Origin of the sequence: Intestinimonas sp. UBA1698 (assembly GCF_002320075.1) — a bacterium.
Classification (GTDB): Bacteria; Bacillota; Clostridia; order Oscillospirales; family Oscillospiraceae; genus Intestinimonas; species Intestinimonas massiliensis.
Window position 1 is genome coordinate 17,640 of sequence record NZ_DCJO01000013.1, and the last position, 15,832, is coordinate 33,471.

General features: G+C 63.3%; 12 protein-coding genes. 3 read left to right on the forward strand and 9 right to left on the reverse strand.

Annotated elements, in window-relative coordinates:
- Positions 1 to 10 precede the first annotated feature (10 nt).
- From B3H64_RS02690 to ytvI, 9 genes are all read right to left on the reverse strand, one after another.
- Positions 11 to 880, reverse strand: a complete 870-nt coding sequence (locus B3H64_RS02690) for a metal ABC transporter permease (RefSeq protein ID WP_050617801.1) — start codon at positions 878 to 880, stop codon at positions 11 to 13.
- 1 nt (position 881) lies between these two features.
- Complete coding sequence (locus B3H64_RS02695; protein WP_286732739.1) at positions 882 to 1,649, reverse strand: metal ABC transporter ATP-binding protein; 768 nt, start codon at positions 1,647 to 1,649, stop codon at positions 882 to 884.
- The gene (locus B3H64_RS02700) at positions 1,646 to 2,572 is read right to left on the reverse strand and encodes a metal ABC transporter substrate-binding protein (RefSeq protein WP_050617803.1); all 927 of its coding nucleotides are present in this window, start codon (positions 2,570 to 2,572) and stop codon (positions 1,646 to 1,648) included. The genes B3H64_RS02695 and B3H64_RS02700 overlap by 4 nt, the downstream gene beginning before the upstream one ends.
- A 117-nt stretch (positions 2,573 to 2,689) precedes the next feature.
- The gene (locus B3H64_RS02705; protein ID WP_050617804.1) at positions 2,690 to 3,547 is read right to left on the reverse strand and encodes a hypothetical protein; all 858 of its coding nucleotides are present in this window, start codon (positions 3,545 to 3,547) and stop codon (positions 2,690 to 2,692) included.
- Between the two features lie 94 nt (positions 3,548 to 3,641).
- Positions 3,642 to 5,849, reverse strand: a complete 2,208-nt coding sequence (locus B3H64_RS02710; protein WP_050617805.1) for a hydratase — start codon at positions 5,847 to 5,849, stop codon at positions 3,642 to 3,644.
- A gap of 162 nt (positions 5,850 to 6,011) precedes the next feature.
- Positions 6,012 to 8,147, reverse strand: coding sequence for a sodium-translocating pyrophosphatase (locus B3H64_RS02715; RefSeq protein WP_094762370.1), 2,136 nt, complete (start codon positions 8,145 to 8,147; stop codon positions 6,012 to 6,014).
- A gap of 375 nt (positions 8,148 to 8,522) precedes the next feature.
- On the reverse strand, positions 8,523 to 9,980 hold the full coding sequence (locus B3H64_RS02720; protein WP_050617806.1) for a TrkH family potassium uptake protein: 1,458 nt from the start codon (positions 9,978 to 9,980) through the stop codon (positions 8,523 to 8,525).
- 2 nt (positions 9,981 to 9,982) lie between these two features.
- Positions 9,983 to 11,365: a Trk system potassium transporter TrkA gene (gene trkA / locus B3H64_RS02725; RefSeq protein WP_050617807.1), complete on the reverse strand. Its 1,383-nt coding sequence runs from the start codon at positions 11,363 to 11,365 to the stop codon at positions 9,983 to 9,985.
- Between the two features lie 83 nt (positions 11,366 to 11,448).
- Positions 11,449 to 12,522: a sporulation integral membrane protein YtvI gene (gene ytvI / locus B3H64_RS02730; RefSeq protein WP_050617808.1), complete on the reverse strand. Its 1,074-nt coding sequence runs from the start codon at positions 12,520 to 12,522 to the stop codon at positions 11,449 to 11,451.
- Positions 12,523 to 12,710: 188 nt separating this feature from the next.
- On the opposite strand from ytvI, the gene B3H64_RS02735 reads away from it, so the two are divergent.
- The 3 genes from B3H64_RS02735 (at position 12,711) to B3H64_RS02745 (ending at position 15,684) form a co-directional block, all read left to right on the forward strand.
- Positions 12,711 to 13,148, forward strand: coding sequence for an ACT domain-containing protein (locus tag B3H64_RS02735; RefSeq protein WP_238073525.1), 438 nt, complete (start codon positions 12,711 to 12,713; stop codon positions 13,146 to 13,148).
- A 22-nt stretch (positions 13,149 to 13,170) separates the two neighbouring features.
- On the forward strand, positions 13,171 to 14,382 hold the full coding sequence (locus B3H64_RS02740; RefSeq protein ID WP_238073526.1) for a homoserine dehydrogenase: 1,212 nt from the start codon (positions 13,171 to 13,173) through the stop codon (positions 14,380 to 14,382).
- A gap of 78 nt (positions 14,383 to 14,460) precedes the next feature.
- Complete coding sequence (locus tag B3H64_RS02745; protein WP_050617811.1) at positions 14,461 to 15,684, forward strand: aspartate kinase; 1,224 nt, start codon at positions 14,461 to 14,463, stop codon at positions 15,682 to 15,684.
- The last annotated feature ends 148 nt before the right edge of the window (positions 15,685 to 15,832 follow it).

Here is a 15,832-nt window from a genome sequence, read left to right on the forward strand (position 1 = left end):
CTTTTTCTCCTTATAGGCGTTTTTTGCGCAGGGCGAAGGTGCAGGCGAAAAACAGGGCCAGGTACAGCGTGATGGAAGCGCCGGCGGAGGAACCGATGTAGTAGGAGGTCATCAGTCCGGCCACGCCTGCGATCACAGCGGAGAGGATGGAGAACAGATGGTACTCCTTCATGTTCCGGGCCACGTTGCGGGCGGCGGCGCCGGGGAGTACCAGCAGGGAGTTGATGACCAGCAGTCCCACCCAGGTCATGGATACGGTGACCACCACGGCAATGGCGGCGGAGAAGAGGGCCTCCTGCCAGAATACCCGGATGCCGCGGCTGTCGGCCAGAGCGGGGTGGACCGAGGCGAGCAGGAGCTGGTTGAAAGACAGAGCCCACAGCAGAACCAGGACCAGCAGGATGAGGGCCAGCAGGCCAATTTTGGCAGGCTCCACGCTGAGGATATCGCCGATGAGCAGGGCGTTGTACTTGGTGAAGCTGCCGCCGCCCAGGGTGGCGATGAAGATGCCCAGGGCCACGGCGGTAGAGGAGAAGACGCCGATGACGGTGTCGCTGGCCAGGGCGGTCCGCCGCCGGACAAAGGTGAACAGCAGGGCAAAGACCACCGCGAACAGCACGGCGAACCACATGGGATCGGCGCCGGCAAAGAGCTTCACCGACGCGCCCAGCAGAGTGCCGATGGCGATGCCGGTAAAGGCGGAGTGGCCCAGCGCGTCGGAGAAGAAGGACATGCGGCTTTCCACCACCATGGTGGACAGCAGGCCGAACAGGGGGGAGATGACCAGCACCGCCAGCAGGGCGTTCTTCATAAAGAACATGCTTCCGGGCTGGGCCCAGTCGAAGGGCAGCAGGTCCACCAGGGAGTACCACAGCGCCATATCAGCCCCGCCCCCTTCCCAGCGAGAGGTGGAAGACCTCCTGGAATTCCGGGGAGGAGAGGACCTCCGCCGGCGTGCCCGCCTTCAGCACTCCGCTCTGGAGCAGGATGACCTTGTCGGCATATTCCTCCAGGGTGGCAAAGTCGTGGGTGGACAGGAGGATGGACAGGTCGTAAGACCGCCGCACCTCGTCCAGCATGTCCAGAAGCTGCTTTTCCCCCTCGATGTCCACACCGGACAGTGGCTCGTCCAAAATCAGAATGTGGGGCACCGGCTCCAGGGCCATCGCCAGCAGCACCCGCTGGAGCTCGCCACCGGACAGGGAGCCGATGCGCTTGTCGATGAGGCTTTCGGCGTGAACCCGCTCCAGGCAGGCCGCCACCCGGGCGCGGACCTTTTTCGGCGCCGGCAGGAACACCGGCCAGGTGTCGATGGCGGAGACGAACAGGTCCAGCACGCTCACCGGGTCCCCCCGGTCAAAGGAGGGGGATTGGGGCACATAGCCGATGAGGGGCCGGGTCCGCCGCCCGCCCGCCTGCTGGAAGTCGATGGTCCCCGCGTGGGGGAGCTGGCCCAGAATGGTGCGGAAGAGGGTGGACTTGCCCGCTCCGTTGGGGCCGATGAGGGCGGTGATCTCCCCGCAGTGGAGGTGGAAGCTGACATGCTCCAGAATGGTCTGCTCCCCCAGCGAGACGGACAGGTCCGCCACCTTCAGGCAACAGGCCCCCGAGCAGCCGGAGCCGGCGTTTTCGTGCTTTTTGACGCTCATTGCAGAGCCTCCAGAATGGTGCCGAGATTGGCGTTCATAGCGTCGATATAGGGCTGGATGCCGTCGCCGTCGCCGCTCATGATCATGTCGAGCGTATCGACGGCGCAGCCAGTCTCCCGGGCGATGGCCCGGGCGGTGGCGTCGGAGCCGTTTTTCTCAGTGAAGATGGCGGGGATATGGTGCTCCTCCACCAGAGAGACGATTTCCCGGATCTCGGCGGCGGACGCCTCGGAGCCCTCCTCCTCTTCGATGGCCTTGAGCAGCTCCAGACCAAACGCCTGGGCGAAGTACTGGAACCCGTCGTGGAAGGTGATGAGACCCGGAAGGGCGGCCAGCGCATCCCCGTCCGGCTGGATGCCGCTCTGAATCTCCTTTACGGCGGTACCGCTGTTGGAGCGATATGGATCCAGATGGCTTGGATCGACAACGGCCAGCGCCTCTGCGATCGTTTGAAGCATCCGTTCCGCATTCCCGGGGGCCATCCAGATGTGGGGGTCATAGTGCTCCCCTTCCTCCTCGCCGGCTCCGTGGTCATGTTCTTCGTGACCCTCGTAGGGAAGCAGTTCAAGACCCTGGGCGCAGTCGATGACTGAGGCGGCGGATTGGGACAGGGCGTCGGACATGAAGTCCTCCAGCCCTACGCCATTCATGACGATGACGTCGGCGGCCTCGATGGCCTTCATATCGTTGACGGTGAGGGTGTAGTCGTGGAGGCAGGAAATCTGCCCCTGAACCAGCAGGTCCACCTGTACCCCATCCACCCCCTTGGTGACGGCGGTGGTAAACAGATAGACGGGATAGGTGGTGCACAGGACCCGCAAAGTGCCGCCCTCCGTGGGGGCGGGGGAGGCCGGTTGCCCCCCGCCGCAGGCGGTGAGCAGGAGCAGCGCGGCCAGGAGAATGGAAGACAGAGATTTTTTCAAGCGAACACCTCATAACCGGAAAATCGTTGGTATGGATCGTCAATATTTTATTATACCCTGTCTGTACCGATTTGTAAATAAAACCGGAGCGGCATTGGCCGCTCCGGTTTCCAAAGGTCAGAGCTGTTTCAGTAGGGAGAGGACGGGCTGGAGGGAGAAGAAACCCGCCGCAAAGCTGGCAGCGTTGGCAGCCAGGGCATAGAGTATCCGCCGGCCCCGGGTATGCCCTCCCTTGAGCAGGAAGGCGTAGGCTACGGCCTCCACCGCGAAGATGACGGCCTCCGCCGGGAGCAGGACCAGCAGATAGAAGGGGAAGGAGCTGGCAAGCGTGACGAATCCGCTGCCGATCACCAGGTGGAGCCCGAGCTGCGTGGCCAGGTTGACCAGCAGGAACACCAGGGCATTCTCCCGCAGCCGGAAGCCGAAGAGGAGGAGGACGATCCCCTCCACAATCAGGGTGGGGATCAGGGTGGCCAGGAGCTGGATCAATCTGGCCAGCCAGCCGGAGGTGGCCCGGGTGACAGAGTTGGTCTGGCAGTCATAGACCAGATTGGTATAAAAAGCGGTGCGGGTGAAGGATTCCTCTGTGGCCTGGGAGCCCTCCGCCGTGGAGACGGCGATGCGGAAGGTCTTTGGCAGGCCGTGGTAGGTGAAGCGGTGGGCGCCGTTTGCATCGGGAGTCAGGTCTCCGAAAAGCGGGGCCCGGGTGCCGCCGGCGAAGGCGGGATACCAGCCCTCCCCCTCCCAGACATGAAGCCCGGCCAGCAGGGCCTGGTCGTAGGGCTTGCCATGCAGGTTGTCATAGCTGCCCCGCGTCTCCTCCGGGATGAGCAGATCCAGGTAGTAGAGCCCGTCCGGAGCGTTTTTCACCAAAATGGTGAGCTCCGGCTTGGGCCCCATATCGGCGGAGGCGCGGACCGGGAGCAGAGCCAGACAGAGCAGCAGCGCGCAGGCAAGAGAACAGATGCGTTTCATGGTGGAACCCCCTTTCTATCCAGATAGACGATGGAAGGACCCTTTTTATGACAGAGCCTCCCGGAAAAAATCATCCGGGAGGCTCCGCGTTCCATCATTTTGCGTAGAAGTTGATGAGGCAGCCGGCCAGGATGATGTCCCGCTCTTCGCGGGTCAGGCCGGGCAGGCACAGGGTGACAGGGGATTCCACGCCGTTCTGGAGCAGGGTGGCCGTCACCTCCTCGCCGTCGCCCTCCAGCAGGGCCCGGATACCCGGAATATAGACCCGGTCGCCGGGTTGGAGGTTTTTCTCCTTCAGGCCAGCGCAGATGAAGGGCAGCATCCCCCAGTTCACCACGTTGGAGCGGTAGCGCTTAGTGGCATACTCCTCGGCAATGTTGGCGCAGCCGCCCAGCACCCGCTGGCAGGAGGCGGCCTGCTCCCGGGCGGAGCCGTCGCCGGGCTTCAGGGCCATGACCAGAGAGCCCAGGCCAGTGGTCCTGGGGTCGTGACCCAGCAGAGCGTCGGGGACCTCGCCCGCCCGGCGTCTGCGCTCCTCGGCCAGGACCGCCTTGGCCCGGGGCACATACTGGGGGTCCTTCCGGCTCAGGGCAAACTCACTGAGACGGATGGGGTTGGAACGGTAAGAGGAGGTCTCGCCGGAGGGGATGAGCTCGTCCGTGGTGGTCACCGGGTCATAGATGGCACACGCCACGGTGAGGAGCAGGTCCTCCGGCAGGGGCACCTGCTCCGGCCAGTCGGCGATGTTGGGACCGAACACCAGCTCGGCGTCCTTCTGGGGCTTGCCCACGCCGTAGTAGACGCGGGAGCGGTAGGAGCTGTCGTCGTACTGATAGGGTTCGCGGGCGGGGTCCGCCGGGGGCTCCGGCAGCTCGTCCGCCCCGGTGAGCACGCCGCCGTTCAGGGCGGTGGCGGCGATGGAGCGGGCGTCCATCAGGGCCACATAGGACACCTGGCCGTCGCCGGGCTTGGAGCCCTCCCGGTTGGGGAAGTTGCGGGTGGAATGCCGGATGGAGAAAGCCCCGTTGGCGGGCACGTCTCCGGCGCCGAAGCAGGGGCCGCAGAAGCAGGAACGAATGGAGGCGCCGGCGGCCATCAGCGTGCTGATATAACCCTTGCGGGTCAGCTCCTGCATGACGGGCATGGAGCCGGGGTAACAGGACAGCCAGAATGCGCCGGAGCCGATGGGGTGGCGGCCCAGGATCTCCGCTGCCCGGACCAGATTCTGATACACGCCGCCGGAGCAGCCGGCGATGACGCCCTGGTCCACCTGGAACTGGCCGTTCACAATCTTCTTGGTCAGAGAGGCGGGGGGATTCTTCAGCTCCAACTGCCGGACCGCGTCCTCGTCCACCTGGTGCAGCAGGTCGGCCATGTTGGCCTTGAACTCCCGGATGGTGAAGGCGTTTGAGGGGTGAAAGGGCAGGGCGATCATGGGTTCCACCGTGCCCAGGTCAATCTCGATGAGGGCGTCGTAGCGGGCGCCGGCGGCGGGGGCCTGAGCCTTGAACTGCTCACCGCGGCCCAGAAGGTCCAGATGCTCCCGCACCGTGTCGTCGGTGGACCACACGGAGGACAGGCAGGCGGTCTCGGTGGTCATGACATCAATGCCGGAGCGGTAATCCATGGCTAGGCTGGCTACGCCGGGGCCGAAGAATTCCAGCACCGCGTTTTTCACGATGCCCTGCCGGAAGGTGGCGCCGATCAGGGCCAGAGCCACGTCCTGAGGGCCGGTGCCCGGGCGGGGGGCGCCGGTGAGGTAGACGGCGATGACCTTGGGATAGGCCACGTCGTAGGTCTTGCACAGGAGCTGGCGGGCCAGCTCGGGGCCGCCCTCGCCGATGGCCATGGCGCCGTAAGCGCCGTAGCGGGTGTGGGAGTCGGAACCCAAGATCATCCGGCCGGGGGCGGCATACCGCTCCCGCATGTAGGAGTGGATGACGGCCTGGTGGGCGGGAACAAACTCACCACCGTACTTTTTGGCGGCGGACAGGCCAAAAACGTGGTCATCCTCGTTGATGGTACCGCCCACGGCGCACAGGGAGTTGTGGCAGTTGGTAAGCACATAGGGCACCGGGAATTCCGTCATGCCAGAGGCGCGGGCGGTCTGGATGATGCCCACATAGGTGATGTCGTGGGAGGCCATGGCGTCAAACCGGATCTTCAGACGATCCATATCGGGGGCGGTGTTGTGGGCCTTCAGGATGGAGTAGGCCATGGTTCTGTCCCGGCCCTCGCTCCCGGCGGCGGGCGCAAAGCCCGCCCCTGTATAGGTTACGGGAGAGTTGGTGATTCGTATCATAGGAATCCCTCCGTTTTGATTTAGCAGAATAAAGTTATTATATCAAAAGGCTTGGACCGTGACAAGAGGCGGAAGAAAGACCCTTATAGAAATCCTGCATAAGAGCGGATAGAGCAGAAGGGCCCGGCCGTCCAGTGGACGGCCGGGCCGAAGCGGTTTGGCTTACAGCATGCCCATCAGGTTGAAGCTGACCACCAGGCCGGAGAATACGATAGAGACGGTGGAGCACAGCTTGATGAGAATGTTCAGGGAGGGGCCGGAGGTATCCTTGAAGGGGTCGCCCACAGTGTCGCCCACGACGGCGGCCTTGTGGCAGTCGGAGCCCTTGCCGCCATGGTGGCCGGACTCGATATACTTCTTGGCGTTGTCCCAGGCGCCGCCGGCGTTGGACATAAACACAGCCATGGCAAAGCCGGTGACGGACACGCCGCCCAGCAGGCCCACCACGCCGGTGGGGCCCAGGATCAGACCGGTGGCGATGGGGACGATGATGGCCAGCAGGGCGGGAGCCACCATCTCATGCAGGGCGCCCTTGGTGCACAGGGAGACGCAGGCGGCATAGTCGGGATCAGCCTTGCCCTCCATGATGCCGGCGATCTCGCGGAACTGCCGGCGGACCTCCACCACGATGGATTCGGCGGCGGTCTGCACCGCGGACATGGTGAAGGCGGAGAACACGAAGGTCAGCATGGCGCCGATGAACATGCCCACCAGCACGGTGGGGCTGGTCAGGGTGAAGTTCAGAACCTCGCTGGTCTTGGTTTGGACGATGTCCACATAAGACACCAGCAGGGCCAGAGCGGTCAGGGAGGCGGAGCCGATGGCGAAGCCCTTGCCGGTGGCGGCGGTGGTGTTGCCCAGAGAGTCCAGGGCGTCGGTACGCTCGCGGACCTGCTCAGGCAGGCCGGACATCTCAGCGATGCCGCCGGCGTTGTCGGCCACGGGGCCGTAGGCGTCGGTGGCCAGGGTGATGCCCAGGGTGGACAGCATACCCACGCCGGCGATGCCGATACCGTAGAGGCCCTGGTTGAAGGCGGCGGTGAACAGGCCGCTTTCGTCCACTACATTCAGGGAGCCGCCGGCGGCAAAGTAGCTGATGAGCACGGCGGCCGCCACGATGAGGATGGAAGCCACGGTGGATTTCAGGCCCAGGGAGATGCCGCCGATGATGACGGTGGCGGAGCCGGTCTCGGAGGAGGCGGCCAGCTTCTGCGTGGGCTTATAGGTGTCGGAGGTGTAGTACTCGGTGAAGTAGCCGATGGCGCAACCGCCCACCAGGCCGGCCAGAATGGCCACATACACGCCCCAGTTGCCCACGGTAAAGTAGGTGAGGGGGGCGGCGGCGATGGCGGAAAGAATGGCGGCTAGATAGGTACCGGTGCGCAGGCTCTTCAATAGGGACTTCTGGTCGGCGTCCTCCTTGGTCTTGACGAAGAAGGAGCCGATGATGGAGCACACGATACCGGCCACGGCGATGACCATGGGCAGGATCATACCGGCGTAGCCGTAGCCGGCCACGGCGGACAGTGCGAAGGTGGCCAGAATGGAACCCACATAGGACTCATACAGGTCGGCGCCCATGCCGGCCACGTCGCCTACGTTGTCGCCCACGTTGTCGGCAATGGTGGCGGGGTTGCGGGGGTCATCCTCAGGGATGCCGGCCTCCACCTTGCCCACCAGATCGGCGCCCACGTCGGCGGCCTTGGTATAGATGCCGCCGCCCACCCGGGCGAACAGCGCCATGAAGGAGGCGCCCATGCCGTTCATGACCATGATGTTGGCCAGGGTGTTGGGATCGGTAATGCCAAAGGCATAGTGAAGAAGGAAGAACCAGATAGAGATGTCCAGCAGGCCTAGGCCCACCACGGTGAAGCCCATGACCGAGCCGGAGGAGAAGGCCACCCGCAGCCCGCGGTTCAGGCTCTCAGAGGCGGCCTGGGCGGTCCGGGCGTTGGACTGGGTGGCAATCTTCATGCCGATGAAGCCGGCCAGCATGGACCAGATACCGCCGGTGACGAAGGCGAAGGGGGTAAATTTGGAGAGCATCTCTCCGTTAGAGGCGAAGGCAATGACCAGCAGGAGCACAAAGACCACCAGAAATACCTTGGCTACGGTGCTGTACTGCCGCTTGAGGTAGGCGTTGGCGCCCTCACGGATCGAGGCCGCGATCTTTTGCATCAGGTCGGTGCCCTCAGAAAATTTGAGGACGTTCTTCCGCTGGACCCAGGCAAAGATCAGAGCAACGACCGCTCCGACCAGCCCCACCCAAAAGAAATGTTCAAAGTTCAAAATCTCCACTCCTTTGCTTGTTCTCCCCCTCTGCCAGGGGGAGAACTCCTTGTTAAATATTCTATCATAACCAATTCTTTTTGCAAGGCGGCACGGTCCCGTTTCCGGCCAATATGACCGATTTTACAATTCAAACGAAAATAAAAAGTACAAAATGCAGCTTTCCGTGCATTGTTACCAGGCGGCCTCAAAAACATAGAAAGTTCGAAAGCGAAAGAGATTCAAATAAAAAGTTTGCCCCCTTACGAGCGGCAGAAGACCGTAAATGCAAAAAAGAGGAATGCCAAAAAATTTTGTGAAAAATTTTTGTGTTCGCCAGGGAAAACAACAAAAAAGGACGGGGCGGGCAAAGCCCGCTCCCGTCCGGGGCGAGAAAGGAAGCGATTACACCCGCCGCCAGGCGGCCGTGCTGCACAGGATAAGGATGGGGAAGACCTCCAGCCGGCCGATGACCATACAGGCGGTGAGAGCCAGTTTGCTCAGAGGCGAGAACAGGGCAAAGTTACCCATGGGGCCAACCGCCTCCAGGCCGGGGCCGATGTTGCTGATGCAGGCCACCACGGCGGTAAAGGTGGTACCGAAAGAGAAGTTGTCCAGGGCCACCACCAGGCAGGCGGCGAAAATGATGAGCATATAGGCGCCCAGGAAGATGGTGACGGTGTGCAGGACCTTTTCCTCCACCACACGTCCGTCCAGCTTGACCACGTTGACCGAGCGGGGGTGGATGATCTGGCGGATCTCCCGGCGGACGTTTTTGAGCAGCAGCAGCACCCGGGAGCATTTGACCCCGCCGCCGGTGGACCCGGCGCAGGCGCCGCAGAACATGAGGATGACCAGCAGCACCCGGGAGAACTCCGGCCACAGGTTGAAGTCCACGCTGGAAAAGCCGGTGGTGGAGATGATGGAGGCCACCTGGAAGAAGGCGTGACGCAGAGCGGTAAGGGGCGAGCCGTACTGGCCGGCGATGTTAAAGGTGATGAGGACAACCGAAAGGCTCACAACCGCGCCGAAAAACCGCAGCTCGTCGCTGTCCAGGGCCTGTTTCCATTTGCCCTGTAGGATCAGGAAATACAGGGCAAAGTTCACCGAAAACAGCAGCATGAACACACCGATGATGATCTCGACGGCCGGGCTGTGGTAGCCGCCGATGGAGAGATTCAGAATGGCAAAACCGCCGGTGCCGGCGGTAGCGAAGGAGTTGACCACGCAGTCGTACAGGGGCATCCCCGTCAGCTTGAGTGCGATCACCTCCAGAACGGTGAGGGCAAAATAGATGCCGTAGAGGATCTTGGAAGACTCGGAAGATTTGGGCACCAGCTTGGAGACAATGGGGCCGGGGGACTCGGCCTTCATCAGGTGCAGGGTGCGGGCTCCCAGGGAGGGGAGCAGGGCAATGGTGAGAATCAGTACGCCCATGCCGCCCAGCCAGTGGGTAAAGGAGCGCCAGAACAGCAGTCCGTAGGGCAGACCTTCAATGGCGGTGAGGATGGAGGCGCCGGTGGTGGTGAAGCCGGACAGCGATTCAAACAGGGCGTCGATGTAGGTGGGAAAGGCCCCCGTTTCGGGATACAGCAGCCCGAAGATGCGGAAGGGCAGGGCGCCGAATACGCCGATCAGAACCCAGATGAGCCCGGCGGTGAAAAAGCCCTCCCGGGCAAAGAAGTCGGTCTTGGCCCGCAGCAGGGACAAAAGCCCGCCCACGGCCGCGGTGACCACAGCGGAGAGGAGCAGGGGGCGGGGATCGTCACCGTAGAGCAGGGCTACCGCCAACGGAAGAAGCATACAGGCGGCCTCCACCAGCAGCACCTTACCGGACACCCGAAAAACCAGCTTGAAATTCATGGTCAGCCGTCCGCCTCCATGCCGCTTTCATCGTAGATGTCGTTGACATCCAAAATGCCCATGCCCCGGGAGATGATGATGACCGTGTCGCCGGAGCTGATGACCGAGGAGCCCACGGGGATGATGACCTGGCCCTGGTGGATGATGACAGCGATGAGGACTCCGCGCTTCAGCCGCAGGTCCTTCAGGGGGGTGTGCAGGTGCCGGGTGGTGCCGTTGACGGCAAACTCGGCGGCCTCCGCCCCGCCCTCGGCGATGCGGTACAGGGCGTTCATCACGCTGCCCTTGGAGTTCTGCATCCCCCGGACCACCTGAAGGATGTGCCCGGCGGTGATGAGCTTGGGGGAGATGACGCTGTCCAGCCCCAGGTGCTGGACGATGCCGGTGTAGTTCTGGCGGTTGCACTTGGCCACCACCTTTTTCAGCCCCTTCTGCAGGGCGTAAAGAGAGATGATCAGGTTGTCCTCGTCCCGGTCGGTGAGGGCCACGAAGGCGTCGTTGGCCGCCATGTTCTCCGACTCCAGCAGCTCCTGGTCGGTGCCGTCGCCGTTGATGACGAGGGTGTGGGGGAGCAGCTCGGAGAGCTGGCGGCAGCGCTCTTCCTTCCGCTCCACGATGGTCACCTTCATGTTCATCCGCTCCATCAGGGCGGCCAAATAGAAGGTGATGCGTCCGCCGCCCACCACAAAGACATTGCGGATCTTGGGGGCGTACCGGCCCATCAGCTCAAAAAAGCCGTGCAGGCCCAGCGGCGCCCCGATCAGATAGAGCTTGTCCCCCACCTGGGGCACGAAAGAGCCGTCGGGGATCAGGACCTCCTCGTTCCGCTCGGCGGCGCAGAATAGAATAGGCAGGTCCCGCACCTTTCGAGACAGGGCTGAAAGGGGCTGGCCAATGAAAAAGTCCTCCTCCCGGGCCCGGAAGCTCATCAGCTCCACCCGCCCGCGGTAGAAGGTCTCGATGTTGGCCGCCGAGGGGAAGCGCAGGATACGGGAGATTTCCACGGCGGTGTCGTTCTCCGGATTGATGAGCAGGTCGATGCCCATGCCCATTTTCAGCATTCCCTGGGCGGCCGTGTACTCAAAATTGCGGACCCGGGCGATGGTGTATTTGGCCCCCAGACGCTTGCCAGTGAGGCAGCAGACCATATTCACCTCGTCCAGGTTGGTGACGGCGATGAGCAGGTCGGCGGTATCCGCGCCGGCCTCCTTCAGGGCGGTCAGGGAGGCGCCGTTGCCTTTGATGCACATGACGTCCAGCGTGTCGGAGGCCTTTTGCAGCGCATTGTCGCTGGTATCAATGATGGTGACGTCATGCTCTTCCCGGGAGAGATGCTCGGCCAAGGTGAAGCCCACCTTACCGTCGCCGACGATGATGATCTTCAAGACTCCACATCCTTTGTGCGTAATCTGAACGGAATCGGAATGGCGTAGACCATCATAGCGTATCGTGACGATATTTGCAAGGGCTAATCCCGCCAGAGACGGAGAAATCCCGCGTCGTGGAGCTCTTTAAGGAGCAGAAGGACCAGGGGGGCGAGGACCATGCCCGCCACGCCGAAGGCCCGGAACCCCACATACATGGCCATGAGAGCGGGCAGAGGGGGCAGTCCCGCCCGGGCTCCCAGCAGCCTGGGCTCCAGCAGGCTGCGCACCAGCCACACCACCAGATAGAGAGCCAGCAGCCCCAGGGCCAGGCGGAGATTTCCGGCCAGCAGCTCCAGCACCGCCCAGGGGATCAGGACGGTACCCGTGCCGAATATGGGCAGAGCGTCCACCAGGGCGATGGCGGCGGCCAGCAGCAGGGCCAGGTCCACCCGGAGCAGGAGCAGGCCGGCGGCCAGTTGACCGAAGGTGATGAGCATCAGAAGGCCCTGGGCCCGGAGCCAGCCGCCCAAGGTCGATTTCAGCCGGCGGCCCGCGCCCCGGAACCGGGCCAGCCAGGGGCGGGGCACCTGCCGCCGGAGAAAGACCAGCAGGGCGGGGCGGCGGGCACTGGTGAAGTAGGTGGCCAGGACGGCAGTGAAGAGGAAAAGAGCCAGATTGGGCAGGGCGGAGGCCGCCCCGGTCACGGCGGCCAGCAGCCAGTCGTAAAACTGGCTGGGGAGGCCCACGCCTTGTGAGACCAGCCCCTCCAGCGCCTGTCGCAGCCAATCCTGAAGGGAGACCGGGGCGGCCACCACCAGCCGATAGACCGCCTTCTCCAGCCAGTCCGACAGGGCGGGCAGACCGGACAGAAGCACGGGAAGCCGCCGCAGGAGGACGGCCACCTCATAGCCCACCCGCCAGGCTCCCAGAAAGAGCAGCCCCAGGATGAGGGCGGTCAGCAGCAGGGTGCACAGGGCGGCGGCGGCCCAGCGGGGCAGATGGAGCACATCCATGCACAGGCGTACCGGCGGCTCCAGCAGGGCGGCCAGGGCCCAGGCGATCAGGAAGGGGAGCAGCCAGGGTACGAGAAACCGGGCCGTCAGCCACAGCCCCAGGGTCCCCAGGGCGATGTAAAGCAGGACCAGCAGCAGGCGCAGGTGCTTGTTTTCGGGCATGGTGTGGCCTCCTTTTGGTCCCAATGACGATTTTTTTCCCTGCAGACGAGAAAAAATCGTGGGATCTCCTGTCGCTTTTTCGTTGCGTGCGGCGGCGGGCTGTGCTACAATGGGTTCCAATACGCGGACAAATGGCTCTGTAACAAAGACAGTGCGCGCCGCTTAGAATGGGGGTAGGAACCATGCATATGCCGCCCAAGCACTTTATTGTGGAGGCGGAGGCCCTGCCGGAGATTTTCCGCAAGGTAGCCGAGGCCAAACGCCTGCTGGATACCGGCGAGGCCAAGACCGTCCACCAGGCTACGGTGATGACCGGCATCAGCCGCAGTGCCTTCTACAAATACAAGGATGCGGTGCGGCCCTTCAACGACATGCTCCACGGCCGGATCGTCACCTTCCAGTTCATGCTGCGGGACGAGCCGGGCGTGCTGTCGGCAGTCCTGAATAGCTTTGCCGTCTCCGGCGGGAATATTCTCACCATCAACCAGGGCATCCCCATCAGCGGCTGCGCCCTGGTGACCATCGGCGCGGAGACCTCCGGGCTGGAGATCCCGGTGGAGGAGCTGGTCAGCCGGACTTCCCGGCTGACGGGAGTCCTGCGGTGCGAGATCCTGGCGGGACAATAATACACACGACGAGGTGAAACAAATGGTGAACATAGCGATCCTGGGGTTTGGAACCGTGGGCTCCGGTGTGGCGGAGGTGCTGGCCAAAAACAGCGCCCACATCGACCAGAAGGTGGAGACCCCGGTGCGGCTGAAATATATCCTGGATGTGCGGGATTTCCCTGACAACCCTTTCGGCGATAAGATCATCCACGACTTCGCTACCATCGAGAACGACCCCGAGGTGGATATCGTGGTGGAGACCATCGGCGGCGCGGGCGTGGCGCTGGACTTTACCCGGCGGGCCCTGAGCGCGGGCAAGAGCGTGGTATCCTCCAACAAGGAGCTGGTGGCCGAGCACGGCTGCGAGCTGCTCCAGCTCGCAGCCCGGAAGGGGGCCAGCTACCTGTTCGAGGCCAGCGTGGGCGGCGGCATCCCCATTCTCCGGCCCCTGAGTCAGTGCCTGGCCGCCAACGAGCTCACCGAGGTCTGCGGTATCCTCAACGGCACCACCAACTATATTCTCACCCGGATGATCCGGGCGGGCCTGTCCTTTGACGCCGCGCTTCGTGAGGCCCAGGCCAACGGCTATGCCGAGGCCGACCCCACCGCCGACGTGGAGGGCCACGACGCCTGCCGGAAGATCTGCATTCTGGCCGCCATCGCCTTCGGCCGCCACATTTACCCCCGCCAGGTGCCCACCGAGGGGATCACCGGGGTGACCCTGGCTGACGTGGCCTACGCCGAGTCCTGCAACAAAAAGATCAAGCTGCTGGGTCGGGCCATCCGTCAGGACGACGGCAGGATCTGCGCCTATGTGGCCCCCCACCTGCTGGACGGGGAGAATCCGCTGTCCGGCGTGGAGGACGTGTTCAACGCCATCACCGTCAAGGGCGACGCCATCGGCGACGTGATGTTCTATGGCCGGGGGGCCGGCAAGCTGCCCACCGCCTCCGCCGTGGTGGCCGACGTGATGGACGCCGCCCGCCACATCAAATCTCGGAAGCGGGTGGAGTGGGGCCCCGGCGGAGAGGACGTGACCGTCTCTCCCGAGCGCCTGGAGACCGCCTGGTATGTCCGGGCCAAGGGACGCGTGGATGCGGTCCGGGCCGGGTTCCCCGGAGTGGCCCTGCTGTCCCGTTCCGGCGCTCCGGCGGAAGAGGTTGCCTTCCTGACGCCCGTCATGACCGGAGCTGAGGTGCTGGAACGGCTGGGCGCTCTGGAGCCGCAGTCGCTGTTCCGCGTGCTGGACTGAGGACATAGAATGGCGTAGGTCCCGGCCTGTGCCGGGGCCGGACGCCGATTCGGAAACACTCTTAGGGGGTACATATACATGGGACTCATTGTACAGAAGTTCGGCGGGACCTCGGTGGCGGACTCCGACCGCATCCGCAACGTGGCCCGCATCATCACCGAGACCTACCGCCGCGGACATAACGTGGTGGTGGTCCTTTCCGCCCAGGGCGACACCACCGACGATCTCATCGCCAAGGCCGCGGAGATCAATCCAAGGGCCTCCCAACGTGAGATGGACATGCTGCTGTCCACCGGCGAGCAGATCTCCTGCTCCCTGTGTGCCATGGCCATCGAGGCCATGGGCTATCCGGTGGTCTCCCTCACCGGCTGGCAGGCGGGCTTCCGCACCAACTCCTCCTACTCCAACGCCCGCATCAAGACCCTGCGGACCGAGCGGGTGCTGGCCGAGCTGGACAAGAAAAAGATCGTCATTGTCACCGGCTTCCAGGGCATCAACAAGTACGACGACATCACCACCCTGGGCCGGGGCGGCTCGGACACCTCCGCCGTGGCTCTGGCCGCCGTGCTCCACGCGGATCTGTGCCAGATCTACACCGACGTGGACGGCGTATTCACCGCCGATCCCCGCTGTGTGAAGGGGGCCAGAAAGCTGGACGAGATCACTTATGACGAGATGCTGGAGCTGGCCACCCTGGGCGCCCAGGTGCTCCACAACCGCTCGGTGGAAATGGCCAAGAGGTATAATGTCAATCTGGAGGTCCTCTCCAGCTTTTCCGGCCAGCCCGGAACCAAAGTCAAGGAGGTTGCAAAAACCATGGAAAAGCCCTATGTGAGCGGCGTAGCCAAGGATAAAAATATTGCCCGTCTGGCCCTGGTGGGCCTGCCGGATAAGCCCGGCACCGCCTTCCGCATCTTCTCCACTCTGGCCCGGCACAAGATCAACGTGGACATCATCCTCCAGTCCATTGGCCGCAACGACACCAAGGACATCAGCTTCACCGTCACCCACTCCGACATGGACAAGGCGCGGGAGGCCATGGAGAAGATGAAGGATGCCCTGGGCTTCGACCACATCGACGTCACCGACGACATCGCTAAGGTCTCCATCGTGGGCGCCGGCATGATCAACAACCCCGGCGTGGCCTCCCTGATGTTTGAGGCCCTCTTCAACGCCGGCATCAACATCCACATGATTTCCACCAGCGAGATCAAGGTCTCTGTCCTGGTGGACAAAAGCGACGCCGACAACGCCGTCCAGGTCATTCACGACCGCTTCTTCGAGGAGTACGGCAACCTGTAATGCGGCGGTTCGCACGCATACCAAGAAAAGGCCGGGGCATTTGCCCCGGCCTCCTTGTAGGTTCCACCCCTAATTGGCCCCACCAATGAGGGGGTCATGTCAGCACGCACAACTGTATTTGGACGGCCAACTTTTGGGCTGACCCTTT